The following is a 26,356-nucleotide window of genomic DNA, read 5'->3' as shown; positions in this document are numbered from 1 at the left end:
TTTGCCGCCATCATCCTGAGCTTGCCCGGATTTGTTCGTAGCCCCCGATTGCCTCTTGTTCTACTTTGGGTCATGATATTTGGGATTTCTAGCCGTCTAGATGTTTTGATGGCTTGATGTGGTTTCACACAATAAACACCCGTCATGGCGGGGAGACGCAGAGAGACAGAGATGGACAAGCAGGATTTGTGGGTACTCGATGGCGGTATGGGCCGTGAACTGGCGCGGCGTGGTGCGCCGTTCCGTCAACCGGAGTGGTCGGCACTGGCGTTGATGGAAGCGCCCGAGACGGTGCGCGAGGTACACCAGGCCTATGCGACGAGCGGTGCCCGGGTGATCACCACCAACAGCTATGCCCTGGTGCCCTTCCATATCGGCGAGGCGCGCTTTGCCGCCCAAGGGGAGGCACTTGCAGCTCTGGCCGGGCAACTGGCCCGAGACGTGGCCGACGAGCAGGGGGGAGCCGTCAAGGTGGCCGGTTCCTTGCCGCCGCTCTTTGGCTCCTATCGTGCGGACCTCTATCAGGCCGAGCGGGTGAGCGAGCTGGCGACACCGCTTATCCGTGCCCTGTCACCCCATGTGGATCTCTGGCTGGCGGAGACCATGAGCCTCATCGCCGAGCCCCTGGCCCTCAAGGCCCTGCTGCCCGAGGACGGCAAGCCGTTCTGGGTCTCCTTTACTCTGGAAGACGAGGCGCCGGGCAGCGAGCCCACCCTGCGCTCCGGCGAGCGGGTGGCGGATGCCGTGACCGCGTTGGCGTCGGCCGGGGTGGATGCCATCCTGTTCAACTGCTGCCAGCCCGAGGTGATTGAAGGGGCGCTCAAGGTGGCCGTCGCCGCGTTGCAGGTTCAGGGGCGCACCGACGTTCGCCTCGGCGCCTATGCCAATGCCTTCCCGCCCCAGCCCAAGGAGGCGACTGCCAATGACGGTCTGGACGAGATCCGTGGCGATCTGGGGCCGCTGGATTACCTCGGCTGGGCCGAGCGCTGGCGCAGAGCCGGGGCAAACCTCATCGGCGGCTGCTGCGGCATCGGCCCGGAACACATCGAGGCGCTGGCCAGCCGGCTGCGTTAAGGAGCGCCCATGAAAGAGAGCAAGATCGGGCTCTGGTCCCTCACTGCGCTGGTGTTCAGCTCCATGGTGGGGGCCGGCATCTTCAGCTTGCCCCAGAACATGGCCGATGTGGCGGGCGCTCGCGCCGTGCTGATCGGCTGGGCCGTCACCGGGGTCGGCATACTGGCGCTGGCCATGAGCTTCCTTTACCTGTCGCGGCTCAAACCCGAGCTCGACGGCGGCATCTACAGCTATGCCCGAGCCGGCTTTGGCGAGCTGGTGGGGTTCTTCTCCGCCTGGGGATACTGGCTCTGTGCCACCATCGGCGTGGTGGGTTATCTGGTGATCGCCTTCGCGGCGCTGGGCAGCTTCGTCGACACGCCGGAGCGGGTCTGGTTTGGCGAGGGCAACACCCTGGCGGCCTTCATCGGCGAGTCCTGCATCCTCTGGGCGGTGCACCTGCTGGTGGCCCGCGGCGTACAGCAGGCGGCCCTGTTCAATCTGGTGGCGACCCTGGCCAAGAGCCTGCCGCTGCTGCTGTTCATCCTGTTCGCCTGCTACTGGTTCGATCCGGTCACCTTTGCGGCGGATCAGGAGGGCAGCACCCTGGCGGTACCGGTCTCCGAGCAGGTGCGCAACACCATGCTCATCACCCTCTGGGTCTTCACCGGCATCGAAGGGGCAGCGGTGCTCTCGGCCCGGGCGAGAAACAAGCGGGATGTGGGCACCGCCACCGTGCTCGGCGTGGTGCTGGCGCTGCTGCTCTATGTGCTCATCTCGGTGCTGGCGCTCGGAATATTGAGCCGCCCGGAGCTTGCGGCCCTGCCCAACCCCTCCATGGCGGGACTGATGGCCCAGATGACGGGTTCCTGGGGCAAGCTGCTCATCAGCGCCGGCCTCATCGTGTCGGTGCTCGCCTCCTACGTGAGCTGGACCCTCTTCTCGGCCGAGGTGCCGTTCAGCGCGGCGCGTCACGGGGCCTTCCCGGCCATCTTCCGGCGCGAGAACCGCAACGGCACCCCCATCGCCTCGCTCTGGCTCACCAGCCTGACCGTGCAGGGCTGCCTGCTGCTGGTGTGGCTGCTTGGCAAGGGGTATACCAACCTGCTGCTCATCTCCACCTCCATGATCCTGGTGCCCTACCTGCTCATCGGCCTCTTCCTGCTCAAGCTGGTCTTCAGTGGCAAGGGGGGGCAGGGCCGCGGCCTGATGCGGGTGGTGGCGCTGGTGTCGAGCGGTTATGGTTTCTGGCTGCTCTACGCCGCCGGGGTGGAGTACCTGCTGCTGTCGCTTCTGCTTTACGGGCCGGGTCTGCTGCTGTTTCTCTACAGCCGTCGCCAGCTCGGTGCCGAACAGCGGCTCAGCGGGCGCGAACGGCTGCTGGCCGGGGTGACGCTGCTGAGCCTGATCCCCGCCGTCTGGTCCTTCGTTCACGTCTGACAGGTGTGACCGTCAATGCAAGAGAGCGCCCAAGGGGGCGCTCTTTTTTGTCTGCTGATTGCCTACAGTGCGTGCTCAGCGGCTGGCGGGACCCGCTGGCTTGCCGAACAGCACGGCGAGCTTTTGCCGCCAGGGGAGGCCACGGGCCTCTTGCAGCATGTCGCGCCACTCGTGGAAGGTGAGGGTGAGCGGGTTGAAGCTGTGGATTGGCTTGGTGATGCCGAAACGGCACGGCTCGCCCAAGTCTTCTTCCACGAAGGTGCCAAACAGCCGGTCCCAGATGATGAGCACGCCGGCGAAGTTGCGATCGATGTATCTGGCGTTGCTGGCGTGATGCACCCTGTGGTGGGAGGGGGTGTTGAAGATCCATTCAAGTTTGCCCAGCTTGCCCACCACCTGGGTGTGGACGAAGAACTGAAAACCCAGGCTCAAGAGTACGGTGGCCACCACCGCCTCGGGGGGGAAGCCGATGAGGATCATGGGGATCCAGAACAGCCACATGCCGGAGACCGGGTACATCAGGCTTTGGCGAAAGGCGGTGGAGAGGTTGAGCCGCTCCGAGCTGTGGTGCACCACGTGAGAGGCCCAGAGCCAGCGCACATGGTGGCTCGCGAAGTGAAACAGCCAGTAGCAGAGATCCTGCAACAGAAAGAGCAGCAAGAGGCTCCAGAGGTTCAGTTCGATATCGAATAGTCGCCAGCCCCAGAGGGTGTCATAGAGATAGGCGATGACAATGGCTGCCAGGGCATCGCCCCCCTGATGCATCAGTGCCAGGGTGGCATTGGCGAAGAGATCCTTCCACTGGTAGCCCGCCGTGGGATAGGCGGCGCTGTGTTTTCGCAGGTAGAGCATCTCCCAGCCGATGAAGACCAGAAAGAGGGGCGAGAGGTAGAGCAGGAGCAGTTGCACATCCATGTGAGCCATCCGGTTGGACCAGTTGGATGTCAGCATACCGGATGAATTTAAAATTTCATTAACATCCTTGCTCGTTGGCGTGGTGACAACCCGATGGCAAAAGGCTGTGGCAAGCAATGCGCCAGGGAGATGATCTGGGGGGAAGGCAAGCATAGAAGAGGGAGCCATGGGCTCCCTCTTCGTGTTGGTGCATCGCGGGTTATAGCACCTGGCTCAGGAACTGACGCAGGCGCGGGGAGGGGGGATTGTCGAAGAAGTCGGCGGGTTTCTCGTCCACCAGCAGCTCGCCGCTCTCCATGAAGAGCACCCTGTCCGCCACTTCCCGGGCAAAGCCCATCTCGTGAGTCACCACCACCATGGTCATCCCTTCGCGGGCCAACCCCTTCATGACGTCCAGCACCTCTCCCACCATTTCTGGGTCGAGGGCGCTGGTGGGCTCGTCAAACAGCATGATGCGCGGCTGCATGGCGAGCGCCCGGGCGATGGCCACCCGCTGCTGCTGGCCGCCGGAGAGCTGGGAGGGGTAGCTCTGGGCCTTGTTGGAGAGACCGACCTTGAGCAGCAGGGCCTTGGCTCGCTCCTCTGCCTCCTGGCGAGAGAGCCCTCTCACCTTCTGGGGGGCCAGGGTGATGTTGTCCAGCACCGTCAGGTGAGGGAAGAGGTTGAATGACTGGAACACCATGCCCACCTCTTCCCGCAGCTTGTTGACATCCCCGGGTTCGGTGAGGCTGATGCCGTCGACCACGATATTGCCATCGTTGATGGTTTCCAGCTGGTTGAGGGTGCGCAGGAAGGTCGACTTGCCCGAGCCGCTCGGCCCCACGATCACCACCACTTCCCCTTCGGCCACCTGGGTGCTGACGTTTTTCAGGGCGTGCACCTCGGTGCCGTAGAACTTCTCTACACCGGTCGCCTTGATGATGGGATCAGTTGCAGCGCGCATAGTTCACCTCCAGACGACGCACCGGGAAGGGGCAGGGAGTACCGGTGATGGCAGAACATTTCGACACCGATGGCGCCTTGATAACGGGATCAGTTGCTGCGCGCATATTTCACCTCCAGACGACGCACCAGGAAGGAGAGAGTGCCGGTCAGCACCAGATAGAGCAGGGCCACGGTGAACCACACCTCGAACGGGCTGAAGGTGGAGCTGACCACTTCGCGCCCTGCCTTGGTGAGATCCGTGATGGAGATGACGGAGACCAGAGAGGAGTCCTTGATGAGGTTGATGAACTGACCCGCGAGCGGTGGCAGCACCCGTTTGAAGGCCTGGGGCAGGATGACGTAGCGCATGGTCTGGGCCGAGGTCATGCCAAGGCTTCTGCCCGCTTCCATCTGCCCCTTGTGAATGGAGCTGATGCCGGCGCGCACGATCTCCGCCACGTAGGCGCCGGTGAAGACCGCGAGCGCCGCCACACCAGCGGTGAATCGGTCGAGGTTCAGCACGGTGCCGATAAAGAAATAGACGATGAAGATCTGCACCAGCAACGGGGTGCCACGGATGAGCTCCACATAGGTCACGGCCAGGTTGCGCAGGGCCGGATTGGGGGAGAGGCGGGCGAGCCCGGCCAGGGTGCCAAGCAGGATGGCGAAGATGCCCGCCACCAGGGAGAGCTTGACCGTGACCCAGACGCCCCAGGCGATGGGGCCGGCGGTCCAGCTCAGTTGCACATCCAGGGTATCGCCGAGGAAGACGGTATCCCCTTCAGCCAGCTGGGAGCCCTTGGGTGCGATGGCCTGACGGCGGCTGGGGTCGAGATCGTCTTGCAGGAAGAGCTGTCCCTTGTCCGCGACCACGGTGCCGTCAAACTCGGCATAGTGTTTCTGTTCTGCCTGATAGGCGATGTACTGGGGAATGCGTTCCCAGCGCCAGGTGTAATCCACTGCCTGCACGGCCTTGTAGATGCCGAAAATGGCGGCCAGCACCAGCAGCAGGAAGATCCCGTGCCAGAGCAGCTGATTGGGCTGTTTTTCCATCTGTCTTGTGAGTTTGGGGTTGATCACTGTCACAACCTCTTTTGTCGTTATCGTGTGGGGAGTCTGCGTGAAGGGGCGGCATGCCGCCCCTTTGAGAGGTTATTTGAGCTGGTTCAGCCAGGCGGTGGATTCAAACCACTTCTTGTAGAGACGGTCGTAGCTGCCGTCGCCCTTGATCTGGCGCAGGTAGTTGTTGAACCAGTTGAGGGTGTCCTGATCTCCCTTGCGGATGGCCCAGGCCAGCGGCTCGAAGGTGAACGGCTTGTCGAGGTGTACCACGGCGCCCTGGTTCTGGGACGCGAAAATGGCGTTGTAGGGCAGGTCGTAGACGAAGGCATCCACCTTGCCGTTGATCACTTCCAGCTTGGCGTCATCCTGGGTTTCAAACTGCAGCAGGGTGGCTTTGGGGATCATGCGCTTGACCGCTTGCTCGCCGGTGGTGCCGAGTTTGACCGCGATCTTGTATTTGGGATCGTTGAGGTCCTGGAAGGATTTGATTTCGCCCGCCTTGTCCTTGCGAAGCACGATGGTCTGGCCGACGACGATGTAGGGATCGGCAAAGTTCACGCGCAGGTTGCGCTGGGGAGTGACGGTCATGCCGCCCATGATGACGTCGAACTTGTCGGTCAAGAGCGCGGGGATGATGCCGTCCCAGGCGGTGTTGACGAACTCCACCTTCACGCCCATCTCCTTGGCGACCATCTTGGCGAGATCCACGTCAAAGCCGATGTACTGGCCCTGCTTGTTGGTCATCTCGAAGGGTTGATAGCCGGCATCGAAGCCGACCCGCAGCACACCGCGCTCCAGCACGGCATCCAGGGTGGAAGTGGGCGCGGCGTTGGCCAGCCCGCACAGCAGCAGGGTAGAGAGAATGAGTTTTTTGATCATAAATGACGTCTCTGTCGTAAATGTGGTCGGCCTTGAACCTGCTCCCGTGCGACTCCATGGCACAAGAGACTGCTGCATCCGGCAGCAGGCAAGACAGGATTATTGTCTTGGTCGGGGCAAAAGCCCCATATGAGATTCTATGAATGGTTCGTTGGATGAAAAATGTACCAAAACCTGTTTGTGCCAGAAGACTCAATAAGTTATGGAGACTTTTATCCCTCGTGGTGACTCATAAAACCACATGAAAACAACATATCTATCTAATGGCGCCGGTTCAAGTGCAAAATATCCGGCGGCCGTCTCGGTGGAAAATCCGGGCACAGACAGGGCGTTGTCCGGCACGCTTCACGGGAAATGAGGCGTGCGAGCCGGTCAAATATTTTTGCCCGGCCCATAGGCTCCCTCTGTGTCTTGTCATGGGCTTCCCATATACTCAGCCATCCCCATTGGAAGGTTCGGGAATGGACGCCTCAATTCTGCTCAATCTGGACGTATTTACCCTGATGTTGATGGCCCTCGGGGGCTACAGCCTGGGATTCATCACCCTCTCCATCATCTGGTCGACCCACAGGGAAATACCCGGTCTCGGGCTCTGGTGGTGGTCCAGCCTCTGTGCCCTGGCGGCGCAATCGCTCTTCTTCATGCAGGCATTTGCCCCCCATATCGCGGGGATCTGGCTGGCCAACCTGCTCATCACCTTCTGCCTCGCCCTGATGCCACTTGCCATCCAGCGCTTCTTCGGGGAGCCGCCAAACTGGCGGGCATTCACCCTCTTCATGCTGGTCTACCTGCTGATCCTCTGCTGGAGCGTCATCTTCAACGACAAGATGGCCCCCCGGGTGCTGCTGGCCTGCCTGAGCTACATGATGGTGGGGGCGGTGATTGTCTGGCTCATCTGGCGCCATGGCTACCCTGACTATCTGCCTGCGGTGCTGGTGTTCACCGTGGTCAACATCCTGCTCTACGGTTTCAATCTGGTGCGCATGGGGGCCCTGCTCGGCGGCGAGGTGCGGGTCCTGATGGATCAGCATGCGGTCAATGTGCTCCCCTTCCTCTCCATGCTGATGGGCAACTATCTGTCGACCTTCGGGGTGCTGCTGCTCTGTACCCAGTACCGGGCCCTGGCCCTGCGTCGACAGGCCAGCCAGGATCCCCTGACCGGCCTCCTGAACCGGCGCGGCTTCATGGATCACTGCGTGACGATGGCAAGGCAGGGGGCGCTGGTGGTGCTGGATCTCGACGACTTCAAGCAGATCAACGATCGCCACGGTCACGAGACCGGGGACAGGGTGCTGGAGGCGGTGGGTCGCTATCTTGCCGGCCAGCGGGATCTGGTGGCCAGCCGCTTCGGCGGGGAAGAGTTTGTGCTGCTGTTGCCCGAGCGGGACCCCCTGGCCCAGCAGGCGCGCTGCGAGCAGATCCGCCAGGGGATAGAAACGCTGGGGCTGAAGGGGGTCCGGGTGACTGCCAGCCTGGGGTGGGCGCCCAGCGCCCGCGAATGGCACTTTGACACCCTGTTCAGCCAGGCAGATCGCGCTCTCTATCAGGCCAAGCGGGAGGGCAAGAACCGGATCTGTCAGGGGGCCTGATCCCCCGTCAGGTCATGCCCGGCCGGTGGCCGGCGGCTCCGACCGGACAAAGGTATGCAGAGTCAGCCACCTGGTCGCATCAGACCAGAATGGCGGCCTGTCAGCGGTGCAACTCCCCCGCGCGTTCCGGCTGATAGACCACTTCCAGGATCTCCACCTGGATGGTGCGACCGGCCGGCCCCGGCCAGGCGATGCTGTCACCCACCTTGAGCCCCAGCAGGGCGCTGCCCACTGGCGCCAGCACGGAGATCTTCGATTCGTCCCCCTGCACATCCTTTGGATAGACCAGCGTCAGGCAGAAGTCGTTGCCGCTGTTTTGCATCTTGAAGCGCACCGTGCTGTTCATGGTCACCACGTCCGGCGGCATGTCGGCGGGTTCGCGGATCTCGGCGCGATCCAGCTCCTCTTGCAGGGCCAGGTGCTGGGGGTGGTTGCCAAGCAGCTGTTCAATGCGATCCAGATCCAGGCTGGAGATGACGAGATGAGGCTGTTTCATAGGGTATTTCCTTATCAATGACTGAAGGGACCAGGATGACGGGCAGACTGGTCGACAAAAAACGGTGCAAGGGTAAAAAGCAGACAGCAAAAGCGATGCCCCCGAGCGACTCGCGCAGCGGGGCGAGGGCGGGGGCTCAGCGGGGTGTGAGCGTACTGGAAAAAATCATGATTGCTTTCATGGAGATACCATAACCATTCTGGGGTGGTTTGGCAATTGGACTGACTGTCTCATCAGGGAGCCTGGTAATCGTACTGGTGCAGGATGCGCGCGAGACTGCCATCCTCCCTCATTTCCTGAATGACCCGGCGCCAGCGCAGCGCCTCGCTGCGGGAGAAGCGGGGACTGGCGGCCAGGTAGAGGGTGCTCTGCTGCAAGGTCTCGCCTCGCACCAGATCCGGGAGCGGCAGACCCGCCCGCTGCTGGTTGTAACGGGCGGTGTTCCAGGCCACCGCCCATGCCTGGATGCGGCCGCGCGCCAGCTTGCTGGCGTTGCTGACCTCCTCGGTGACCAGCTCCCGGGTCACCCCTGTCAGCGGCTGGATCAGGCTCTGGCTATGGGAGCCACGCATCACGCCAACGGTGAGACCTGGCAGTGTCTTCATGGAGAGCGGCGCTGGATGGTGACGGCGATGGCTGACCAGCACGAAGGCCTCCTCCAGCAGGGGGGCAATCCAGAGAAACAGTGGTTCGCGCTGGGGATTTCGGGCCGGGGGCAACAACAGGACATCCGGGCGGTGGCTGGCCTGGCTGAGGGCGCGAGCCAGCGGCATCAACTCGATCTCGAGCGGTTCCCCGAGGCGGCGGGCAGCCTCCTCCAGCACCTCGATGGCCATGCCGCTCGGCGCACCCTGCTGGGCGCGGATCACATAGGGGGGAATGTCCGCGGCCACGACGACCACGGCACGGGCCGAAAAGGCGCAGACGATCAGAGGGGAGAGCAGCAGAAGCAGAGTAACAAGGCGCATGGATGTTCGGGTCCGGGATGAGTACAGAGAGTGTAACATCCCGTTACGCCATGTCAGCCAGGCGATTGCCGCCTGGGGGGATCAGTCGAAGAAATCCCGCAGATCCAGGGTCTGGTACCCTGCCAGTTGCTGCCAGGGGAGGGTCTTTGGCAGCGGCTTGAGCGTCACCTCCATCCGGTAGCTGCGATAACCGTCGAGGCTTGCCGACTCCACCACCAGGGGCAACTGCCAGCGGCTCGACCAGAGGATGCGGGTACGCTGGCGACCTTCGCGGGTCTCATACCAGTTCGCCTGGTCGGGGGCGGCCTCATCCAGCGGTGTCATTCCCTCTAACAGGGCAGGGTTGATGAGGTGGCGGATCCGCGCCCACTCCGGCTTGAAGGCCACCTGGCCGTACTCCTCCTGCGGCACCTCCACCAGCTGGTTGTGCCAGGCATCGGCGTAGCGCAACTGGAGTGCGTCTCCCTCGCTGCGGGTGACCCAGCGCGCCGCCATCTGGTGAGTGAAGTGCTTGTGGCCGGGGCGGGCATCGTGGGTGGCGTGATAGGCACGGGCCAGGGGAACGGGAATGAGCCGCTGGCTCCACACCTGGTCACCGACCCGCAGCCACTTCTCCTGCCACTGGCTCTCCCGGGTGATGCCGTCGCTGCCGGTCACCCTGTCCACGTAGCGGATGCGGGCGGCCAGATCGGGCACCTCGTCGGCCAGGAGGGGGAAGGAGAGGGCGCTGCCCAGCAGCCATAAAGAAAGCAGATATTTCATCATCGTCTCTCGCTCGACGGAAAAGGTGCCCGGCGCGGTGCCGGGCCCCTTTATCACAGGCCGAGGGCCTCCCTGAGCTTGCCGAACACCCGGGTGTTGTCGAGGGTGCCCTTGAACTGGCTGCTGCCTGCGCCGCCCGCGAACAGCATCACATCGCCGCCGCCGTGAGTCTCGGAGCCGAGCTTGACTCCGGTTTCCTGCAGGTAGTCATCCGCCATCACCTCATCGCTGGTAAGGGTGGGGCGCTGGTCCTGGCGGTTGGGGCCGTTGCCGAATACCAGAGTAGTGAACGGCTTGCCGTCCGCGTCGTTCTGGGTCGAGCCATCGGCGTTCTTGACAAGATCCAGCACCTTGTTGCCCTTGGCGGAATAGCCGTTGATGGTCATGGTGTGGTCGTGGTCGGCGGTAACCACGATCAGGGTATCGCTCAAATCCACTTTGCCGAGGGCCGTCTTGACCGCCTCGTCCAGCGCCACCGCATCGGTCAGGGATCGCTTGGCGTTGGTGGCATGCAGGGCGTGGTCGATACGCCCCCCCTCCACCATCAGGAAGTAGCCCTGGCTGTTCTGGCTGAGCAGATCGATCGCCTTGGCGGTCATCTCGGAGAGGGACGGCTGGGTACTGGCCGCCCCCTTGGCGACGCGGTCCAGTTCGTAGTCGAGGTGGGACTTGGTGCTGAACAGCCCCAGCACCTTGCCCGAGTTGACGGCAGAGAGCTCATCCTTGGTGGTGACATAGCGGTAGCCCCGGGCGGTCAGCTCGGCGGTGAGATCCCGGCCGTCGGCCCGGCCGCCCTTGTTGCTGGCGCTGTAGGGCGTCCAGTGGTTGGCGCCGCCCCCCATCAGCACATCGACCCCATCCCCCAGTGCCTGGTTGAAGCCGGCTCCGCCCGGTACCGCCTGCTCGGCGATGGCGTAGGCCGCATCCCGGTGGCAGATATGGGAATAGGTCGCCGCCGGGGTGGCATGGGTGAGCTCAGTGGTCGTGACGGCCCCCACCGACTTGCCCGCCGCCTTGGCCAGCTCGAGAATGGTGGGCACCGGGCTCCCGTTGTCGCTGGTGCAGTTGTTGATGCCCTTGTTGCCGTTGGCATCCTTGGACGGTGCCACTGCCCTGGTGTCGCTGCTCATGGCGATCACCTCGTTGTTCATCTTGACGCCGGTGGTGTAGGCCGCCATGGAGGGGGCGGAGTCCGTGGTCTGGGCATCGTGGGAGAAGGTCTTGATGCGCGCGCTCTGGGGCAGTTTCATCATCTCGAGATCCCCCTCTTCCCCCACCTTGAACAGGCGGGTGGCGGTGAGCACTGTGGGGCCCATGCCGTCACCGATAAAGAGGATGACGTTCTTGGCATCGGCGGCGTGCGCCTGGGAGAGGCCGCCAAGCGTGCCGAGCAGGGCGGTGCAGACCAGCGTCTTTTTCATGGTGATGTTCATCCTGATAATCCCTTACAGCTTGGCCGCAGCCTTGATCTTGCCGAACACGGCGGTGTTGTCGAGAGAGCCGTGGAAGCGCTCCGCTCCCTGGCCGATGGCGCCGAGGAAGACATCGGTACCGCCGTGGGTCTCGTTGCCTATCTCGCCCACCTTGACCACCACCTCCTGGTGATAGTCGTCGGCGGAGACGGTGGCGTCGTCGAGGGCCGCCACGCTGCTGCGCGGGCCGTCCACCCGGTTGTAGCCGTTGCCAAAGCCGATGATGGTGTAGGGCATGCCATCGCTATCCTTGCTCGGCTCGCCGGTCTCGTAGTTCTTCACCAGCCCGAGCACGCCCGCATTGCCTGCCGTGGTCTTGCCGGTGCGCTTGGCGTACCCGTTGAGCACCAGGGTGTGGTCATGGTCGGCGGTGACCACGATCAGGGTGTTTTTCAGCTCGGGATCGGTTTTCTTCACTTCATTGATGGCGGCCTGGATGGCGTTGTCGAAGGCGAGGGTATCCTGCAGGGCGCGCTTGGCGTTGGTGTCGTGCAGGGCGTGGTCGATGCGCCCCCCTTCCACCATCAGGAAGTAGCCCTTCTCTTTGCCCTTGAGCTGCTTGATGGCAGCCAGGGTCATTTGGGCCAGTGACGGCTCGCTGGCGGGTCGGTCCAGGTCATATTTCATGTGGCTTGAGCCAAACAGGCCCAGCAGCGGCTTGCTCGCATCGGCCTGGTTCAGCTCGTCCAGGGTGGCGGCAAACTGATAGCCCTTCGCCTTCATCTCGTCGATGAGGTTGCGACCATCGGTCCGCTTGCCCTTGTCGGCGCTGGGCAGGAAGAAGCCGCTGCCGCCCCCGAGCACCACGTCCAGCCCCTCCTTCAGGGCGCTGTTGTAACCGCTGCCCCCCGGCACCATCTGGACGGCGATATCAGCCTCCAGGTCCCGGTTGCAGATATGGGCATAGGTGGCGGCCGGGGTGGCGTGGGTTACCCGGGTGGTGGTGACCACGCCGGTGCCACGGCCATCGGCCTTGGCCAGCTCCAGCAGGGTGGTCACCGCTTTGCCGCCGCTCTGGCTGCAATCTCTCTCCTGGGTGGCGTCGCTGTCCATGCTGATGACGCCGTTGTTGCTCTTGACCCCGGTCATGTAGGCCGCCATGGAGGGGGCCGAGTCGGTCACCTGAGCATCGTGGGAGAAGGTCTTGATGAAGGCCGTTTCCGGCAGGGTGTCGATGGTGAGGCTGCCCTCTTCGCCGACGCCATAGATCCGGGAGGCGGTGAGGGTGTTGAGACCCATGCCGTCGCCGAGGAAGAAGATCACGTTCTTGGCGCTGGGTTCCGGGGTGTTGCTGTCGTTGTTGGAGTTGCAGCCGGCGGCCAGGGCGGCGCCTATCATCACTGCAAGTCCTGCCATCTTTCTCATTGGGGTTCGCTCCTTGTGAAACCTGAGCGCAGCCTAGAGGGAGCAGATGACACTTTTAGTGAAGAGAGATGACAATGCGGTGAAAGCGCCTTGTAAATGTTATATTATATCAATGGGTTATGTTGATTGTGTTCTGCCACTCACCTCCCGGTGGCGTGGCGGGCATCCGGCCACCCGGGTGACAACACCCGGCCAGAATAGCCTGTCAAATCGGGGCCGCAGCAGGTAAAATGCGCCCCCTTGCGATGAGTGCCAGCGGTCTGGCGCATCACCACGCACCCGCAACCCCGAGCGCCCGCAGCCCCGAGAGGGGACCGCATGCCAATGAGAGAGTAACGGATATGTCCATCAACTGGTTCCCCGGCCACATGCACAAGGCCCGCAAAGAGATTGCAGAGGTCATGCCCCAGGTCGATGTCATCATCGAGATGCTCGACGCCCGCATCCCCTTCTCCAGCGAGAACCCCCTGGTGCCGGAGCTGCGCGGGGAGACACCGGTGATCAAGGTGCTCAACAAGGCAGACCTTGCCGACCCCGAGATCACCGAGCTGTGGGTGGCCCACATGGAGCAGGAGAAGGGGATCAAGGCTCTGCCCCTGACCCAGCAGGAGCCGGAGAAGATCAAGCAACTGCTGACCCTGTGCCACGAGATGCTGCCGGAGCGCAACTTCGAGCTGCGCGGGGTGCGCGCCATGATCATGGGCATCCCCAACGTGGGCAAGTCCACCCTGATCAACACCCTGGCGGGGCGGATCATCGCCAAGACCGGCAACGAGGCGGGGGTGACCAAGTCCCAGCAGCGGATCAAGCTCGACAACCACGTCATCCTGACGGACACCCCTGGCTTCCTGTGGCCCAAGCTCAACCCGCCCTCCTGCGGTTATCGACTGGCGATCACGGCGGCCATCAAGGATACCGTCTTCGATTACGCCGACATCGCCATGTTTGCCGCCGACTACTTCATCAAGGCCTATCCGGAGCGCATCAAGGCACGCTACCAGCTGAGCGAGCTGCCGGAGACCGAGATCGAGCTGCTGGATCTCATTGCCCGTCAGCGCGGCTTCATGCGCAAGGGGGGGCTTGCGGATCTGCACAAGGCCTCGGAAATCCTGGTCAATGAATTCCGGTCCGGCATGCTGGGGCGGATCTCCCTGGAGACGCCAGAGATGGTGAGCGTCGAGATAGTGGAAGCCCAGGCCGAGGCTGAGCAGAAAGCCAGGGAGAAGGCGGAGCGGGAAGAGGAGCGCCAGGCCCGGGCTCGTCGCAAGTACGCCAAGAAGCGCCAGCGCTGACCGGCGTTGTGCACGATAGGTTGTGCTTGATAGAAAGAAGAGGCGGCCCTGGGTCGCCTCTTCTGGTCATGGCGCTCTGGTGTGAGGGAGGCACAGGGTCGATATTCAACCGCCCGCTTCTCCTCATCATGACCAAGGTGTCGGCCAATCAAGGGGATGAGGCTCCCGTCAGGGGAGGGCCTTGCCGTGTTGCCATCACGGTGGGCAGAAAAACCTTGCGACCCGGCCTCAGTGCCGATTGACAAAGGCACAGGCGGTGGCATGATGCGCTCGCATTTTGCCTCTCCCCACGGTTCTATCCATGACCACATACTCCCGCCCGGTGCTGCTCCTGCTCTGTGGCCTGCTGTTGCTGACCCTGGCCATCGCGGTATTGAATACCCTGGTGCCGCTCTGGCTCGCCCATGAGCATCTGCCCACCTGGCAGGTCGGCATGGTCGGCTCCTCCTATTTCACCGGCAACCTGCTGGGAACCCTGCTGGCGGGCAGACTCATCGCCCGCTGCGGCTTCAATCGCAGTTACTACCTGGCCAGTGCGCTCTTTGCCGCAGGCTGCGTCGGGCTCGGCATTACCGTGACGTTCTGGAGCTGGCTCGCCTGGCGATTCATCGCCGGTGTCGGCTGCGCCATGATCTGGGTGGTGGTGGAGAGCGCGCTGATGTGCAGCGGCAACGCCCGCAATCGGGGTCGCCTGCTGGCCGCCTACATGATGGTCTATTACGTGGGCACTGTGCTTGGGCAACTGCTGGTGAGCAAGGTGCCGACGTCGCTGATGGCGGTGCTGCCCTGGGTGACCGCCCTGGTGTTGACGGCCATGCTGCCGCTCTTGTTCACCCGCATCGCCAGTCCGTCAGGCAACCACCAGGCCAGGACTCCGGTCTGGCCGATGCTGCGCCTGCGTCAGGCGCGTCTGGGGGTGAACGGCTGCATCCTCTCCGGCATCGTGCTGGGGGTGCTTTATGGTCTGATGCCGCTCTATCTGAACCACCAGGGGGTGAGCGACGGGGCCATCGGCTACTGGATGGCGGTGATGGTGAGCGCCGGCATCCTGGGGCAATGGCCGGTGGGGCGTCTGGCAGATCGTTTCGGGCGCCTGCCGGTGCTGCGGGTACAGGTGCTGGTGGTGATCCTGGGGGCCATGGCGATGCTCGGCAACGCAGCCATGGGACCGATGCTGTTCATTCTGGGGGCCGCGGGCTTCACGCTCTATCCGGTGGCCATGGCCTGGGCCTGCGAGAAGGTGGAGCAGCATCAACTGGTGGCCATGAACCAGGCGCTGCTGCTGAGTTACACCATCGGCAGCCTGCTCGGGCCGACCCTGACGGCGCTCCTGATGCAGCACTACTCGGATCATCTGCTGTTCATGGTGATTGCCGGGGTCTCCCTGGTCTATCTGCTGATGCTGCTGCGCAAGATGGGCGAGCACCCGACGCCAATGGCCCATGCCTGAGGGCAGACGGCGTCATCATCACTGTGCACGGATATAGAAGAGGCGACCCAAGGGTCGCCTCTATTTCGTCATGGGCCGGGTGGTGCCGCTCAACCAAACCGGTGCCTTGCTACTTCAAAGAGCGAGAGGTGCAGCGGGATCAACTGCTGCCAGTCTCGCCGGTAACCCCCTCCCGGTACGGCGGTGATGGGCAGCCCGTGGCGAAGCGCAGAGTCAAAGACCATGGCATCGCGCTGGCGCACGCCGGAGTCGCTCAGGGAGAGGTAGCCCAGCTCGTCGTCCCGGTGCACATCCACCCCGGCCTGATAGAGGATGAAGTCGGGGGCGTAGAGGCGATGAGCCAGGGCGAGGGCCTGGTCCAGGGTCTCGAGATAGGCGTCGTCCTCCATGCCGCTTGGCAGGGGAAAGTCCAGATGGGAGGCCGGCTTGTGGCGGGGGAAGTTGTGTTCCCCGTGCAGGGAGAGGGTGATGATGTCGCGGCTGCCCGCGCACAGGGCAGCGCTGCCATCTCCCTGATGGACATCGAGATCCACGATCAGTACCCGCTCGCAGAGTCCCTCGTCCAGGCAGGTTCGCGCCGCGATCACCAGATCGTTGAAGAGGCAGAAGCCGCTGCCAAACCCCCGGTGTGCGTGGTGGTAGCCACCGGAAATCTGCAGTCCGCAGCCCTGTGCAAGGGCGTGGCGGCTGGCGGCCAGGGTGGCGCCGACCGAGTGCAGGGTACGTTCAATCAGCAGGGGAGACCAGGGAAAGCCGAGCCGGCGAATGGCCCCTTCATCGAGGGTGCCGGCGAGGGCGGCCTGTACATAGGCCGCATCGTGCACCTTCTCTATCTGCTCACGGCTGGCAGGGGCGGCCTGTGCCAGCGGATAGTCGAGGGCGACGAGGCGTTCAAACAGCGCCTGGTACTTGGCCAGGGGGAAGCGGTGACGCTCGGGCAGCGTCAGGGCGGAGTAGTGGGGGTGATAGAAGATGCGCAGTGACATGAAGCATCGGCCATGAACGGGTATGAAAAAGGGGAGCCAGGCTCCCCTCGATGCAGGCGTGCGATGCGCCTTACTGCTGCTGGATCACCCAGATCTGGAAGGCTTTGCGGGTCTCCGCATCGGCCTTGTTGTACCAGCTCTGCAGCTGGGTCAGGGCTTCCGGGTTGCTCATGGCCTTGCTCGGGGCCACTTCCACCGGTGCGCTGGCGGCAGCCATCACGGCGGCGGTGGAGACGGAAACGGTCTTGGGCTGGTTGAAGGCCTTGCCCATCTTCAGCAGCTCCTGCTGATAGTCACGGGTCAGCTGGAAGCCACCCACGGTCGGCATGACGAACTGCTCGGATTTCAGAACCTGGCCGGTGGATTTGTCTTTCAGAACGACGTTCTGTTCCTTGACGAAACGCTTGGCTTCTTCTTCCTTGCGGGGCTTCTTGAAGTCGAGGAAGAGTTGCTGGTTGTCGGCGGTGGTGAAGTTGATCACCAGGGGCTCGGCGGTGACCAGCTTGGTTTCACTGCGGCTGGAGTAGTTGCCCTCGAAGGCGACCACGACCTGGTGCCTGCCGGGCTCCAGGGAGAAGACGGTGGCTTTGTCGAGCAGCTGGGGGTTGACGGGTTCGCCATCGAGCAGCTGGATGACATAGGGATTCGTAATTTCCAGTTGGCTAGCGGCCAGGGCGCTACCTGCCCACAACAGACCAGCCAGGGCCGGTACCAGAACAGTCAGTTTCATTTCATCTCCTTGAACAGTCAGGCAATTGCCCACTGAAAAATAGGGGGTCATTTTTACAGGTTTGCCCCACAGCGGCAATAGCCGTTTATGGCGCCTTCCGGTGTGCGGGGTGTGGATCCCGCTGCCCCGAGTCCTGCGGGCAGCGTGCTCTTCTATCTTCCTGCCCCCTCCTGACATGAGGGTCAGGGGAGCGCATGGCGGGCGTCAGCCGTGTCACTCGATGCGTCGGGTGAAGGGGGGGAGGGCGTCCAGCAGGCCCTTGCCGTAGCGCTTGGTCAGCAGGCGCCGGTCCAGGATGGTGACCCGCCCCCTATCCGCCTCTTTTCGGATGAGGCGGCCACAGGCCTGGATGAGCTTGCGCGACGCCTCCGGCACCGTCAGTTGCAGGAAGGGGTTGCCGCCGCGCTGCTCTATCCACTCGGCGGTTGCCTCTTCCACGGGGGAGTTGGGCACCGCGAAGGGGAGCTTGGTGATCACCAGGTTGGTGAGGTAGTGGCCAGGCAGATCCAGCCCTTCCGAGAAGCTGCCGGTGCCAAAGAGGATGCTGGCCTGGCCGCCGTCGCACTTCTGTTTGTGCAAGAGGAGCAGGGCGCTGCGGGACGCTTCCCCCTGTACCAGGAGCGACATCCCCTTGGCTCGCAGCCCCACCGCCACCTCGTTCATCTGGCGATAGGAGGAGAAGAGCACCAGGCTGGCCTCCTTGCCTGCCAGCAGGCGGGGAAGGGTATCGATCAACTCCTGGGTGAAGGCGGGGGCACTGGGTTCATGGGCCATCTTGGGCAGATAGAGTTCGGCCTTGTGGTAGTCGAAGGGGGAGCGAAGGCGCAGATAGCGGGTGCCGTCATGCTCCTTGAGCCCCACCTGGTGGCGAAAATAACTGAAGGAGGAGAGGGCGGTGAGGGTCGCCGACACCAGCACGGCCCCGAGACAGCGGGACCAGAGCCACTCCTCCAGCAGATACCCCACCTCGATGGGGGAGGCGTGCAGCCAGATGTCCCCGTCCTCGCTTCTGGCCATCCAGCGGGCGAGGGGGGTCTTGCCGGTGGGAACATGGCGGCTCAGCATCTCCCAGAGGGCGCAGAAGCTCTCGAGCCGCTGCAGGTGAAAACCACTCTCCGCCAGCAGAGGCTCGGCCTCCTTGCGACGAATCTCGCCATCCTTGAGCGCCTCGCCGATGGCCCCCTGCATTCTGTCCAGCGCCCTCAGTGCCTTCTTGCTCGCCTCCTTGAGGTTTTCCGCCAGCATGGGCAGGGGATCCGGCAGCACCCCATCGGCGAATCTGTGGTGGGGCTCGCCGCCAAAGAGGTGATCATTGCTGGCGAGCCACTGCTCGAGGGCCTTGAGATCCGGCTGGAGAGAGGCCAGGGCATCCTGCAGTTTGAGCTGGGGATCGAGCAGGCTCTCCTTGTTCAGCGTCCTGGCCAGCTTGCCAGCACTTTGCACCAGCTTTTCCAGCCAGCGGCGGGATCCCTTGATGCTGGCGTTGGCGGCGCCGTGATCCCGGGCGATGGTGGGCAGGTGATGGGCTTCGTCCAGCACATAGATGCACTCGTCCGGTGGCGGCAATATGATGCCGCCACCCATGGTGAGGTCGGAGAGCAGCAGGGCGTGGTTGACCACCAGCACGTCTGCCGCGTCCATGTCGTTGCGGGCCCGATGGAAGGGGCAGTGCTGATGGTGGCTCAGGGCCTTGTTGCAGGTGTGGCGGTCGGCGGCGATGCGATCCCAGCAAGGGTCTGGAATGGGTTTGGGCCAGTTGTCCCGATCCCCGTCCCACTTGCCTTCGGTGTAGGCCTGCCACAGCCCCTGGTAGCACGCTTTGTCAGCATCCGATGGCTTGTGTTTGCTCAATGCGCCGAAGTCGAGTTCGAAATTGGCCATCTCGCTGCCGTTTGCCGCCTGCTCCAGCAGGTGCTCGCAGCAGTAGCGCTGGCGCCCCTTGACCAGCATGAAACGAAACGGCAGCTCGCTGTGACGGTGATAAAAGGGGAGATCCTTGTGGATGAGCTGCTCCTGAAGGGCCACGGTGGCGGTGGAGATCACCAGCTTCTTCTGGGTCAGCCGTGCCACTGGTATGGCCCCCTGGGCATAGGAGAGGGACTTGCCGATGCCGGTGCCTGCCTCGGCCACCAGGATGCGGCGACTCCTGTCATATTCTCCCGTCAGGGTCTTGGCGATTTCGGCAACCAGGAAATTCTGCTCCTTGCGCGGCACAAAACCGGGTAAACCATCGGCAATCTGGCGATAGGTATTGCGGATGGTGGCTTTGAGGCGAGTCGATAGCATAAAGAAGGTGTGGCCGTGTCGGTGTGGATGGCAACAGGATACCCGCAACAGGCGGCCCGGGTCGAGGCAGGGGAGAAGCAGTCGGGTCAGCCCCAGCTTTGCACATATGTTATGAGGGAACAGGGGGTTGCAATAAACCACCAAAAAAGAGGGATTCAGGCAGAGAGTATCGCTGTAAACGTTTTCCCTGATGGGGCAAACATTGTGAGATTCAGCTCACAAATTTTTCCCTGTGACTATGGTTTTCATAAAAAGTTCCAAGTTTTTTCATTGCGGATTCGAAAACCCGGTGATAGTCTCGGCGCCATAGTGATGCAAAGAACATCGCTAACACAGGGAATAACAAGGACTTAGTGTTTAATTACAGTAGGCATTGGAAACTATGAAAAAGACAATTCTGGCTATTGCTATCCCGGCTCTGTTCGCATCCGCAGCCAACGCTGCTGTCGTTTACGACAAAGACGGCACCTCCTTTGACATTTACGGCCGTGTTCAAGCCAACTACTACGGTGAACACGACGATACCGACGCTGAACTGGTTGGTTCCTCCCGTCTGGGCTGGTCCGGCAAAGTCGGCCTGAACAACACCTGGTCCGGTATCGCCAAGACCGAGTGGCAAGTATCCGCCGAAAACTCTGACAACAAGTTCAACTCCCGTCACATCTATGTCGGCCTGGACGGTACCCAGTACGGCAAGATCATCTTCGGCCAGACCGACACCGCGTTCTACGACGTGCTGGAGCCGACCGATATCTTCAACGAATGGGGTGACGTAGGTAACTTCTACGACGGTCGTCAAGAAGGCCAGATCATCTACTCCAACACCTTCGGTGGCTTCAAGGGCAAAGTGTCCTACCAGACCAACGATGACGTAGCTGTCAAGGTTACTGACATCGGTCAAGGCATCAAGGAAACCGACGTCTACGGTCCGAACGTCAAGCGCAACTACGGCTACGCCGCTGCTGCTGGCTACGACTTCGACTTCGGTCTGGGCCTGAACGCCGGTTACGCTTACTCCGACCTGGAAAGCACCGTCAGCACCGCTTCTGGCGACAAGAAAGAGTGGGCCCTGGGCGCACACTACGCCATCAACGGTTTCTACTTCGCCGGTATGTACACCCAGGGTGACCTGAGCTACGACAACACCACCCAAGGCAACAACAAGGACAAGGGCCGTGGCTACGAGCTGGCTGCTTCCTACAACGTTGACGCCTGGACCTTCCTGGCCGGTTACAACTTCGCCGAAGGCAAGGTACTGTCCAACTCCGCCGGTTCTTCTTACGAAGACATCGTCGACGAAACCTTGCTGGGCGTGCAGTACAACTTCACTTCCAAGTTCAAGGCGTACACCGAGTACAAAATCCAGGGTATCAACGACAAGGACGACGAGTTGACTGTTGCCCTGCAATACAACTTCTAATCTAGCCTCTGCGCTGATTTAGTTGATGAACGGCCAAGCTTGCTTGGCCGTTCTGTTTTTTGGCCCCTTCACCACTTTTCGTCCTCTGGCCCTGCGCCATATCACGTTGTCTTCTTTGCACCCTTGGTTCTCCTCTGGTAAATCGCTAGATTATTCAATTTGTTGAAGCAGATTGGCCGACAGGGAAGGATGCCTTTGATCGATTTCACCCACCCCGAGTGGCGCGCGCTGGCACAGCAGTTGCTGAGAGGCGGCCCCCAGGCTGTTCGCGGTCGTCAATGGCAGCCGCTCATCGGCATGCTTCGGGACAACCAGTTGCTGCTGGCCCTTGGCAATCATCACTATGAGCTCACCCCTGCCGGGCACCGCTATCTGACCCGGGAGCTGATGCTGGCGAAGATGGCCAGTGCCCCGCCGGAACCCGAGGAGTGGCTGCAATCCCACGGCTGGCAACTGGGGGAGAGGGTCAACGAGCGGGTGCTGGCGGCCCTGTATCGCAAGGGGGAGGGTCATTTCAGCCCCATCGAGCAGATCGACTTCGAAGACAAGGGGATCCGGCTTTGCAGTGATCTGCCCCTTCGTCTGCGGGCCGCACGGCCGTTCAGCCTGTTTCTCAGCGGCGGCACCCTGCTGGATGCCGCCCCCTGGCTCCAGACCCTGGGGGAGGTGGCGCTGCCAGCCCGCACCCTGGCGCAGCTTGGCAAGATCCTCTGGGGAGAGGGGGAGATACAGCGGGTGATCACGACCGATGCCGTCGGTGCTTTCGCCGAGTTGCCACTGCCCGCCGACGCCCTGCTGGTCTGGTATCCTGCCGAGGATCCCGGCACGCTGGAGCCCCTGATCGCCGCCTTGCCGCCCCAGACCCTCTGGAGCCACCTCACTGCCCTGGATCCGGCCGGGGTCGACAGAGTACTGGCATTGGCCCAGCGGTTGGGGAGACCGGCGAGCTGGTGGCTGCCCCGGGATCTGGTGCCCATCAAGGCGGCTTACGGGGCTCCCCTGGGGGATGGCCGGCCCTGGGAGCCGAGCCGTATCCCCCGTGCGCTGCTGGCGCAGTGCAATGATCTGGTGGAGTCGAATCGGGGTCTGTCGGTCGAGGTGTGTGCCCTGGCACCGGATTGGCACGGGATTGGTTGAGGCGGCGCCGAGAAAGCGGTTTTCCCCTATGGAAGGCAGTGGTATAAAGAGCTGACGAAGCGCTCCCTGGACGGGCGCTTTTGTTTGCCAACCTACTTTGCCAGCCAACGAACTCAACGGACTACAGGGAATACCATGTTTGAAAAGGTTGTTGCCGCCCCAGCGGATCCGATCCTGGGCCTGACCGAAGCCTTCCGTGCCGACACTCGCAGCCACAAGATCAATCTGGGGGTCGGTATCTACAAGGATGAGACCGGTGCCACTCCTATCCTTCACTGCGTCAAGCAAGCCGAGCAGAAGCTCTTGACCGACGAGAAGACCAAGAACTACCTCGGTATCGAAGGCAATATCGAATACGGCCGCATCGTGCAGCAACTGCTGTTCGGCCGTGATGCCACCCTGGTGACCAGCGGCCGCGCCAAGACGGCGCAGGCGCCGGGCGGTACCGGTGCCCTGCGCATCGCCGCCGAGTTCGTGGTACGCAACAATCTCGCCAAGACCATCTGGATCTCCGATCCCACGTGGGCGAACCACGTCAGCGTGTTCCAGGCGGCCGGTTTGACCGTCAAGTGGTACAAGTACTACGACGCCGCCACCAAGGGACTCGACTTCGCCGCCATGCAGGCCTCCCTGTCTGACGCGCAGGCGGGGGATCTGGTGCTGCTGCACGGCTGCTGCCACAACCCGACCGGTATCGACCCCACCACCGAGCAGTGGCGCGCCCTGGCCAGGCAGAGTGCCGCCGCCGGCTGGCTGCCGCTCTTTGACTTCGCCTATCAGGGCTTCGCCCGGGGTATCGAAGAGGATGCCGAAGGCCTTCGCATCTTCGCCGAGTGCCACGACGAGCTGCTGGTGGCGAGCTCCTTCTCCAAGAACTTCGGCCTCTACAACGAGCGGGTCGGCGCCTTCACTCTGGTCTGCGCGACCAAGGCGGTGGCCGACGTCGCCTTCACCCAGGTGAAGACCGTCATTCGTGCCAACTACTCCAACCCGCCGTCACACGGCGCCGCCGTTGTCACCACCGTGGTGAGCGACCCGGCCCTCTATGCGGAGTGGGTGGAAGAAGTGGCCGCCATGCGGGTGCGCATTCGCGAAATGCGCGAGCTGCTGGTGGAGAAGCTGGCCGAGCGGGGGGTGAACCAGGATTTCAGTTTCATCCGCGAACAGAACGGCATGTTCTCCTTCTCCGGTCTCTCCAAGGATCAGGTGGAGCGCCTCAAGAGCGAATTCGCCATCTATATCGTCGGCTCCGGCCGGATCAGCGTGGCAGGCATCACCCGCGCCAACATTGATCCCCTCTGCGACGCTATCGCCAAGGTGTTGTAAGAGAGAAGCATCTGCGCCCAGCGCCTTGCTTCAGCCATAAAAAGCCCGCCGTATCGGCGGGCTTTTTCATTTTCCAGCATCAGCGGCGCCGCTTGCTGCTTCCCAGCAGGGAGCCGAGCACCCCGCGCATCAGCTGGCGTCCCACCTCGTTGCCGAGGGTGCGGGCCACGCTCTTGGCGGCGGTCTGCACCACCCCGTCATGCTGGCCACCACGGGGGCCGGTGCGACCGAACAGGATGCCATTCAAGGCATCCAGCAGACCGCCGCCCTGGTCGGTCTGTGGGGAAGCAGTCTCGTCGCCGGCGGCGGGCGATGCTTCCTGAAGCCGCTCGAACGCGGACTCCCTGTCCTCCTGGGTGTCGTATCTGCCGTAGAGCAATGAGCCCTGAATAAGCACCTGGCGCTCGGCCGCGCTCAGGGGGCCGATGCGGCTGGCCGGGGGCGCGATGAAGGCGCGCTCCACCACGCTGGGCCTCCCCTTCTCGTCGAGCAGGGAGATGAGCGCCTCCCCGACCCCCAGTTCAGTGATGGCTCCGGCGGCGTCGAAGGCAGGGTTGGCCCGCAGGGTGTTGGCGGCGATGCGCACCGCCTTCTGATCGCTCGGGGTGAAGGCGCGCAGGGCGTGCTGCACCCGGTTGCCAAGCTGCCCCAGCACGCTGTCGGGGATGTCGGCCGGGCTCTGGGTCACGAAGTAGACGCCCACCCCCTTGGAGCGGATGAGGCGCACCACCAGCTCAATTTTCTCCAGCAGCGCCCTGGGTGCATCCTTGAACAGCAGGTGGGCCTCGTCGAAGAAGAACACCAGCACGGGCTTTTCCGGATCCCCTATCTCGGGCAACTGTTCGAACAGCTCGGAGAGCAGCCAGAGCAGGAAGCAGGCATAGAGGCGGCTGGACTGGGTGAGCTTGCCGGCGGCCAGCACATTGATATGGCCGTGGCCCGCCTCGTCGGTCTGCATCAGATCCTGGATGTCCAGCATGGGCTCGCCGAAGAAGTGATCGCCGCCCGCGCTCTCCAGGGTGAGGAGGTTGCGCAGGATGGCGCCGATGGAGGCGGTCGACACATTGCCGTAGCGGGTGGTGAGAGTCTTGGCGTGCTCCCCCGCAAACTGCACCATGGCCCGCAGGTCTTTCAGATCGAGCAGCAGCAACCCCTCGTCGTCCGCCACCTTGAACACCAGCTCCAGCACCCCGCTTTGGGTGTCGTTGAGGCCGAGCAGGCGTGCAAGCAACAGAGGCCCCATGTCGGAGACGGTGGCCCGCACCGGGTGGCCCTCTTCGGCGAAGAGATCCCAGAACAGGGTGGGGCTGGCGGCAAAGTCGGGTGCCTGAAGGCCGAGCTGGGCCAGACGGGCATCCAGCTTGGCAGAGGGGGTGCCGGCGGCGCCCAGGCCGCTCAGATCCCCCTTCACGTCTGCCAGAAAGACCGGCACGCCGAGGCGGGAAAACCCCTCCGCCAGCACCTGCAGGGTGACTGTCTTGCCGGTGCCGGTGGCCCCGGTGATAAGGCCGTGGCGATTGGCCATGGCGGGGAGCAGGGAGAGGGGGTTGCCATTGGCATGGGCCAGCGTGAGCGGTTCGGCCATGGTGGGCTCCTTGTTTCGAATGGGGGTCGAAAAACAACGGGTTACAAGGAGTGTGGTGGCAGAGGCAGACGATGGCAAGGCACGCCGCCCGAGACAAGGACGGCGTGCTGGCAACCTAGCGGGGGCGGGTCAGCTTGCCCAGTTGTAACAGCAGCAGGGTGAGCAAGGCGCCGGCGGCGGCGCTCAGCACCGCCAGCAGCAGGCTGCCGAGCAGGAAGGGGGGCACCAGGATGGCCGCTTCCTGCTCCAGCCAGTGCAGGGACCAGGTGAGATGGAAGGGGGCTGGCGTCTCGTTCAGCACCAGGCAACCGGTACGATAGGCGTAGAGGTACATGAAGGGGAGCGTCAGCGGGTTGTTGAACCAGACCGCCAAGAGGGCCAGCGGCAGGTTGAAGCTGAACGCCAGCACCAGAGCGACGGCCACCAGGGAGTGCATGGGCATGGGGACCCAGCTGGCGAACAGCCCGGCCGCCACGGCGCCACAGAGGGCCCGCGTTCCCCCTTGCCAGAGGGCGGGTGTCAGCAGTCGCTCGCCAAAGAGGGCGAACCACTTCTGTTGGCGTAGGGTATCGGGGTCAATCTTGAAGCGGGCCAACCAGCGATTCAGCATGGGCGCGCCACCTTGCGTTTTTGCCACTGGCGCACCGTGCTCAGGCGCCAGCCCGCGCGAACCAGGACATAGCCGACGAGGGCGCTCAGCAGGGCAAGCACCAGGGAGCCCAGCAAGAGCGGCGGGGCTACCGTCTCGAACACCGACACCAGCCAGGCCCAGGTGAAGGTGATCTCGATGTGCTGGGAGGGTTGCCCCAGCAACTGGCAGCCCACCAGATAGGCGCCATAAAACAGCGGTGGCATGGTCAGGGGGTTGGAGAGCCAGACCAGGGCCACCGAGAGGGGCAGGTTGACCCGGCAGGCGATGGCGCCGCCAGCGGCCAGCAGCATCTGGCAGGGGAGGGGAACCCAGGCCATGAAGAGGCCGACCGCACAGGCACCGGCGGCGGAGCGCCGGTTGAGATGCCAGAGGTTGGCATCCAGCAGCAGCTTGCCAAAGAGTCGCAAGTGCTTGTGTTCCTTGAGGGTCGCCGGGTCGGGTAGCCAGCGCTGTATGATTCGTTTGGGCATGTTCTGAACCTTGCTAAATACTTGCTCCATGGATCTGCGTCTGTTGTCGTTTGCCCTGGGGGCAAGCTCCTCACTGCTTTGGCCATGGCTGCCTTCA

At 63.0% G+C, this 26,356-nt stretch carries 23 protein-coding genes; 8 read left to right on the top strand and 15 right to left on the bottom strand.

Annotated elements, in window-relative coordinates:
* The first annotated feature begins 171 nt into the window (after positions 1 to 171).
* Both AB5Y47_RS10680 and AB5Y47_RS10675 read left to right on the top strand, forming a co-directional pair.
* Positions 172 to 1,074: a homocysteine S-methyltransferase family protein gene (locus AB5Y47_RS10680; RefSeq protein WP_039040257.1), complete on the top strand. Its 903-nt coding sequence runs from the start codon at positions 172 to 174 to the stop codon at positions 1,072 to 1,074.
* Positions 1,075 to 1,083: 9 nt separating this feature from the next.
* A complete protein-coding gene (locus AB5Y47_RS10675) occupies positions 1,084 to 2,493 on the top strand; it encodes a basic amino acid/polyamine antiporter (protein WP_043153853.1) in 1,410 nt (469 codons plus the stop codon).
* Between the two features lie 75 nt (positions 2,494 to 2,568).
* On the opposite strand, the gene AB5Y47_RS10670 is transcribed toward AB5Y47_RS10675, so the two are convergent.
* The 4 genes from AB5Y47_RS10670 to AB5Y47_RS10655 form a co-directional block, all read right to left on the bottom strand.
* Positions 2,569 to 3,408: a sterol desaturase family protein gene (locus tag AB5Y47_RS10670; RefSeq protein WP_049636859.1), complete on the bottom strand. Its 840-nt coding sequence runs from the start codon at positions 3,406 to 3,408 to the stop codon at positions 2,569 to 2,571.
* Positions 3,409 to 3,607: 199 nt separating this feature from the next.
* Positions 3,608 to 4,351 carry an amino acid ABC transporter ATP-binding protein gene (locus AB5Y47_RS10665; RefSeq protein ID WP_010675257.1) on the bottom strand — a complete coding sequence of 248 codons (744 nt, stop codon included), beginning with the start codon at positions 4,349 to 4,351 and terminating at the stop codon, positions 3,608 to 3,610.
* Positions 4,352 to 4,440: 89 nt separating this feature from the next.
* Positions 4,441 to 5,385, bottom strand: a complete 945-nt coding sequence (locus tag AB5Y47_RS10660; RefSeq protein ID WP_041201654.1) for an amino acid ABC transporter permease — start codon at positions 5,383 to 5,385, stop codon at positions 4,441 to 4,443.
* A gap of 99 nt (positions 5,386 to 5,484) precedes the next feature.
* Entirely contained in the window at positions 5,485 to 6,273 is a 789-nt protein-coding gene (locus tag AB5Y47_RS10655) for a transporter substrate-binding domain-containing protein (protein WP_010675255.1), read from the bottom strand.
* A gap of 461 nt (positions 6,274 to 6,734) precedes the next feature.
* Here AB5Y47_RS10655 and AB5Y47_RS10650 point away from each other — a divergent pair, with 461 nt between their 5' ends.
* Positions 6,735 to 7,862 (top strand): GGDEF domain-containing protein, encoded by a 1,128-nt coding sequence (locus AB5Y47_RS10650; protein WP_010675254.1) that lies wholly within the window; start codon positions 6,735 to 6,737, stop codon positions 7,860 to 7,862.
* Positions 7,863 to 7,962: 100 nt separating this feature from the next.
* On the opposite strand, the gene rnk is transcribed toward AB5Y47_RS10650, so the two are convergent.
* The 5 genes from rnk to AB5Y47_RS10625 form a co-directional block, all read right to left on the bottom strand.
* Complete coding sequence (gene rnk / locus AB5Y47_RS10645) at positions 7,963 to 8,358, bottom strand: nucleoside diphosphate kinase regulator (protein ID WP_010675253.1); 396 nt, start codon at positions 8,356 to 8,358, stop codon at positions 7,963 to 7,965.
* 233 nt (positions 8,359 to 8,591) lie between these two features.
* Positions 8,592 to 9,326 carry an ABC transporter substrate-binding protein gene (locus AB5Y47_RS10640; RefSeq protein ID WP_010675251.1) on the bottom strand — a complete coding sequence of 245 codons (735 nt, stop codon included), beginning with the start codon at positions 9,324 to 9,326 and terminating at the stop codon, positions 8,592 to 8,594.
* An 81-nt stretch (positions 9,327 to 9,407) separates the two neighbouring features.
* On the bottom strand, positions 9,408 to 10,091 hold the full coding sequence (locus AB5Y47_RS10635) for a hypothetical protein (protein ID WP_048208747.1): 684 nt from the start codon (positions 10,089 to 10,091) through the stop codon (positions 9,408 to 9,410).
* A 50-nt stretch (positions 10,092 to 10,141) separates the two neighbouring features.
* A complete protein-coding gene (locus AB5Y47_RS10630) occupies positions 10,142 to 11,509 on the bottom strand; it encodes an alkaline phosphatase (RefSeq protein WP_174218574.1) in 1,368 nt (455 codons plus the stop codon).
* Between the two features lie 24 nt (positions 11,510 to 11,533).
* On the bottom strand, positions 11,534 to 12,925 hold the full coding sequence (locus tag AB5Y47_RS10625; protein WP_323954846.1) for an alkaline phosphatase: 1,392 nt from the start codon (positions 12,923 to 12,925) through the stop codon (positions 11,534 to 11,536).
* A 341-nt stretch (positions 12,926 to 13,266) separates the two neighbouring features.
* Here AB5Y47_RS10625 and ylqF point away from each other — a divergent pair, with 341 nt between their 5' ends.
* On the top strand, positions 13,267 to 14,217 hold the full coding sequence (ylqF, locus tag AB5Y47_RS10620) for a ribosome biogenesis GTPase YlqF (RefSeq protein WP_010675247.1): 951 nt from the start codon (positions 13,267 to 13,269) through the stop codon (positions 14,215 to 14,217).
* A gap of 301 nt (positions 14,218 to 14,518) precedes the next feature.
* The gene (locus AB5Y47_RS10615) at positions 14,519 to 15,667 is read left to right on the top strand and encodes an MFS transporter (RefSeq protein ID WP_180898886.1); all 1,149 of its coding nucleotides are present in this window, start codon (positions 14,519 to 14,521) and stop codon (positions 15,665 to 15,667) included.
* Positions 15,668 to 15,756: 89 nt separating this feature from the next.
* Here AB5Y47_RS10615 and AB5Y47_RS10610 read toward each other — a convergent pair whose 3' ends face one another.
* From AB5Y47_RS10610 to dinG, 3 genes are all read right to left on the bottom strand, one after another.
* The gene (locus tag AB5Y47_RS10610) at positions 15,757 to 16,653 is read right to left on the bottom strand and encodes a histone deacetylase (protein WP_368220222.1); all 897 of its coding nucleotides are present in this window, start codon (positions 16,651 to 16,653) and stop codon (positions 15,757 to 15,759) included.
* Between the two features lie 70 nt (positions 16,654 to 16,723).
* A complete protein-coding gene (locus tag AB5Y47_RS10605; protein WP_368220221.1) occupies positions 16,724 to 17,383 on the bottom strand; it encodes a DUF2057 family protein in 660 nt (219 codons plus the stop codon).
* A 213-nt stretch (positions 17,384 to 17,596) separates the two neighbouring features.
* The gene (gene dinG / locus AB5Y47_RS10600) at positions 17,597 to 19,669 is read right to left on the bottom strand and encodes an ATP-dependent DNA helicase DinG (protein WP_368220220.1); all 2,073 of its coding nucleotides are present in this window, start codon (positions 19,667 to 19,669) and stop codon (positions 17,597 to 17,599) included.
* A 382-nt stretch (positions 19,670 to 20,051) separates the two neighbouring features.
* Between dinG and AB5Y47_RS10595 the strand changes: the two genes are divergently transcribed.
* The 3 genes from AB5Y47_RS10595 (at position 20,052) to AB5Y47_RS10585 (ending at position 23,552) form a co-directional block, all read left to right on the top strand.
* Entirely contained in the window at positions 20,052 to 21,089 is a 1,038-nt protein-coding gene (locus AB5Y47_RS10595; protein WP_368220219.1) for a porin, read from the top strand.
* Between the two features lie 195 nt (positions 21,090 to 21,284).
* On the top strand, positions 21,285 to 22,226 hold the full coding sequence (locus AB5Y47_RS10590; protein ID WP_162540618.1) for a hypothetical protein: 942 nt from the start codon (positions 21,285 to 21,287) through the stop codon (positions 22,224 to 22,226).
* A gap of 135 nt (positions 22,227 to 22,361) precedes the next feature.
* Complete coding sequence (locus AB5Y47_RS10585) at positions 22,362 to 23,552, top strand: amino acid aminotransferase (protein WP_323929220.1); 1,191 nt, start codon at positions 22,362 to 22,364, stop codon at positions 23,550 to 23,552.
* Between the two features lie 79 nt (positions 23,553 to 23,631).
* Here the strand turns inward: AB5Y47_RS10585 and AB5Y47_RS10580 are convergent, their stop codons facing one another.
* From AB5Y47_RS10580 to AB5Y47_RS10570, 3 genes are all read right to left on the bottom strand, one after another.
* Positions 23,632 to 25,137, bottom strand: a complete 1,506-nt coding sequence (locus AB5Y47_RS10580) for a helicase HerA-like domain-containing protein (protein ID WP_368220218.1) — start codon at positions 25,135 to 25,137, stop codon at positions 23,632 to 23,634.
* Positions 25,138 to 25,252: 115 nt separating this feature from the next.
* Positions 25,253 to 25,747, bottom strand: a complete 495-nt coding sequence (locus AB5Y47_RS10575; RefSeq protein WP_042017571.1) for a DUF2062 domain-containing protein — start codon at positions 25,745 to 25,747, stop codon at positions 25,253 to 25,255.
* Positions 25,741 to 26,259 (bottom strand): DUF2062 domain-containing protein, encoded by a 519-nt coding sequence (locus tag AB5Y47_RS10570; protein WP_010675237.1) that lies wholly within the window; start codon positions 26,257 to 26,259, stop codon positions 25,741 to 25,743. Before AB5Y47_RS10570 ends, AB5Y47_RS10575 begins: the two co-directional genes overlap by 7 nt.
* Positions 26,260 to 26,356: the final 97 nt, after the last annotated feature.

The sequence above is a fragment of the Aeromonas sp. R7-2 genome (assembly GCF_040908105.1).
In the GTDB taxonomy this organism is placed as follows: domain Bacteria; phylum Pseudomonadota; class Gammaproteobacteria; order Enterobacterales; family Aeromonadaceae; genus Aeromonas; species Aeromonas caviae.
Note: the sequence above shows the minus strand (reverse complement) of the source record. Positions and strands in the feature narration are given on the sequence as shown.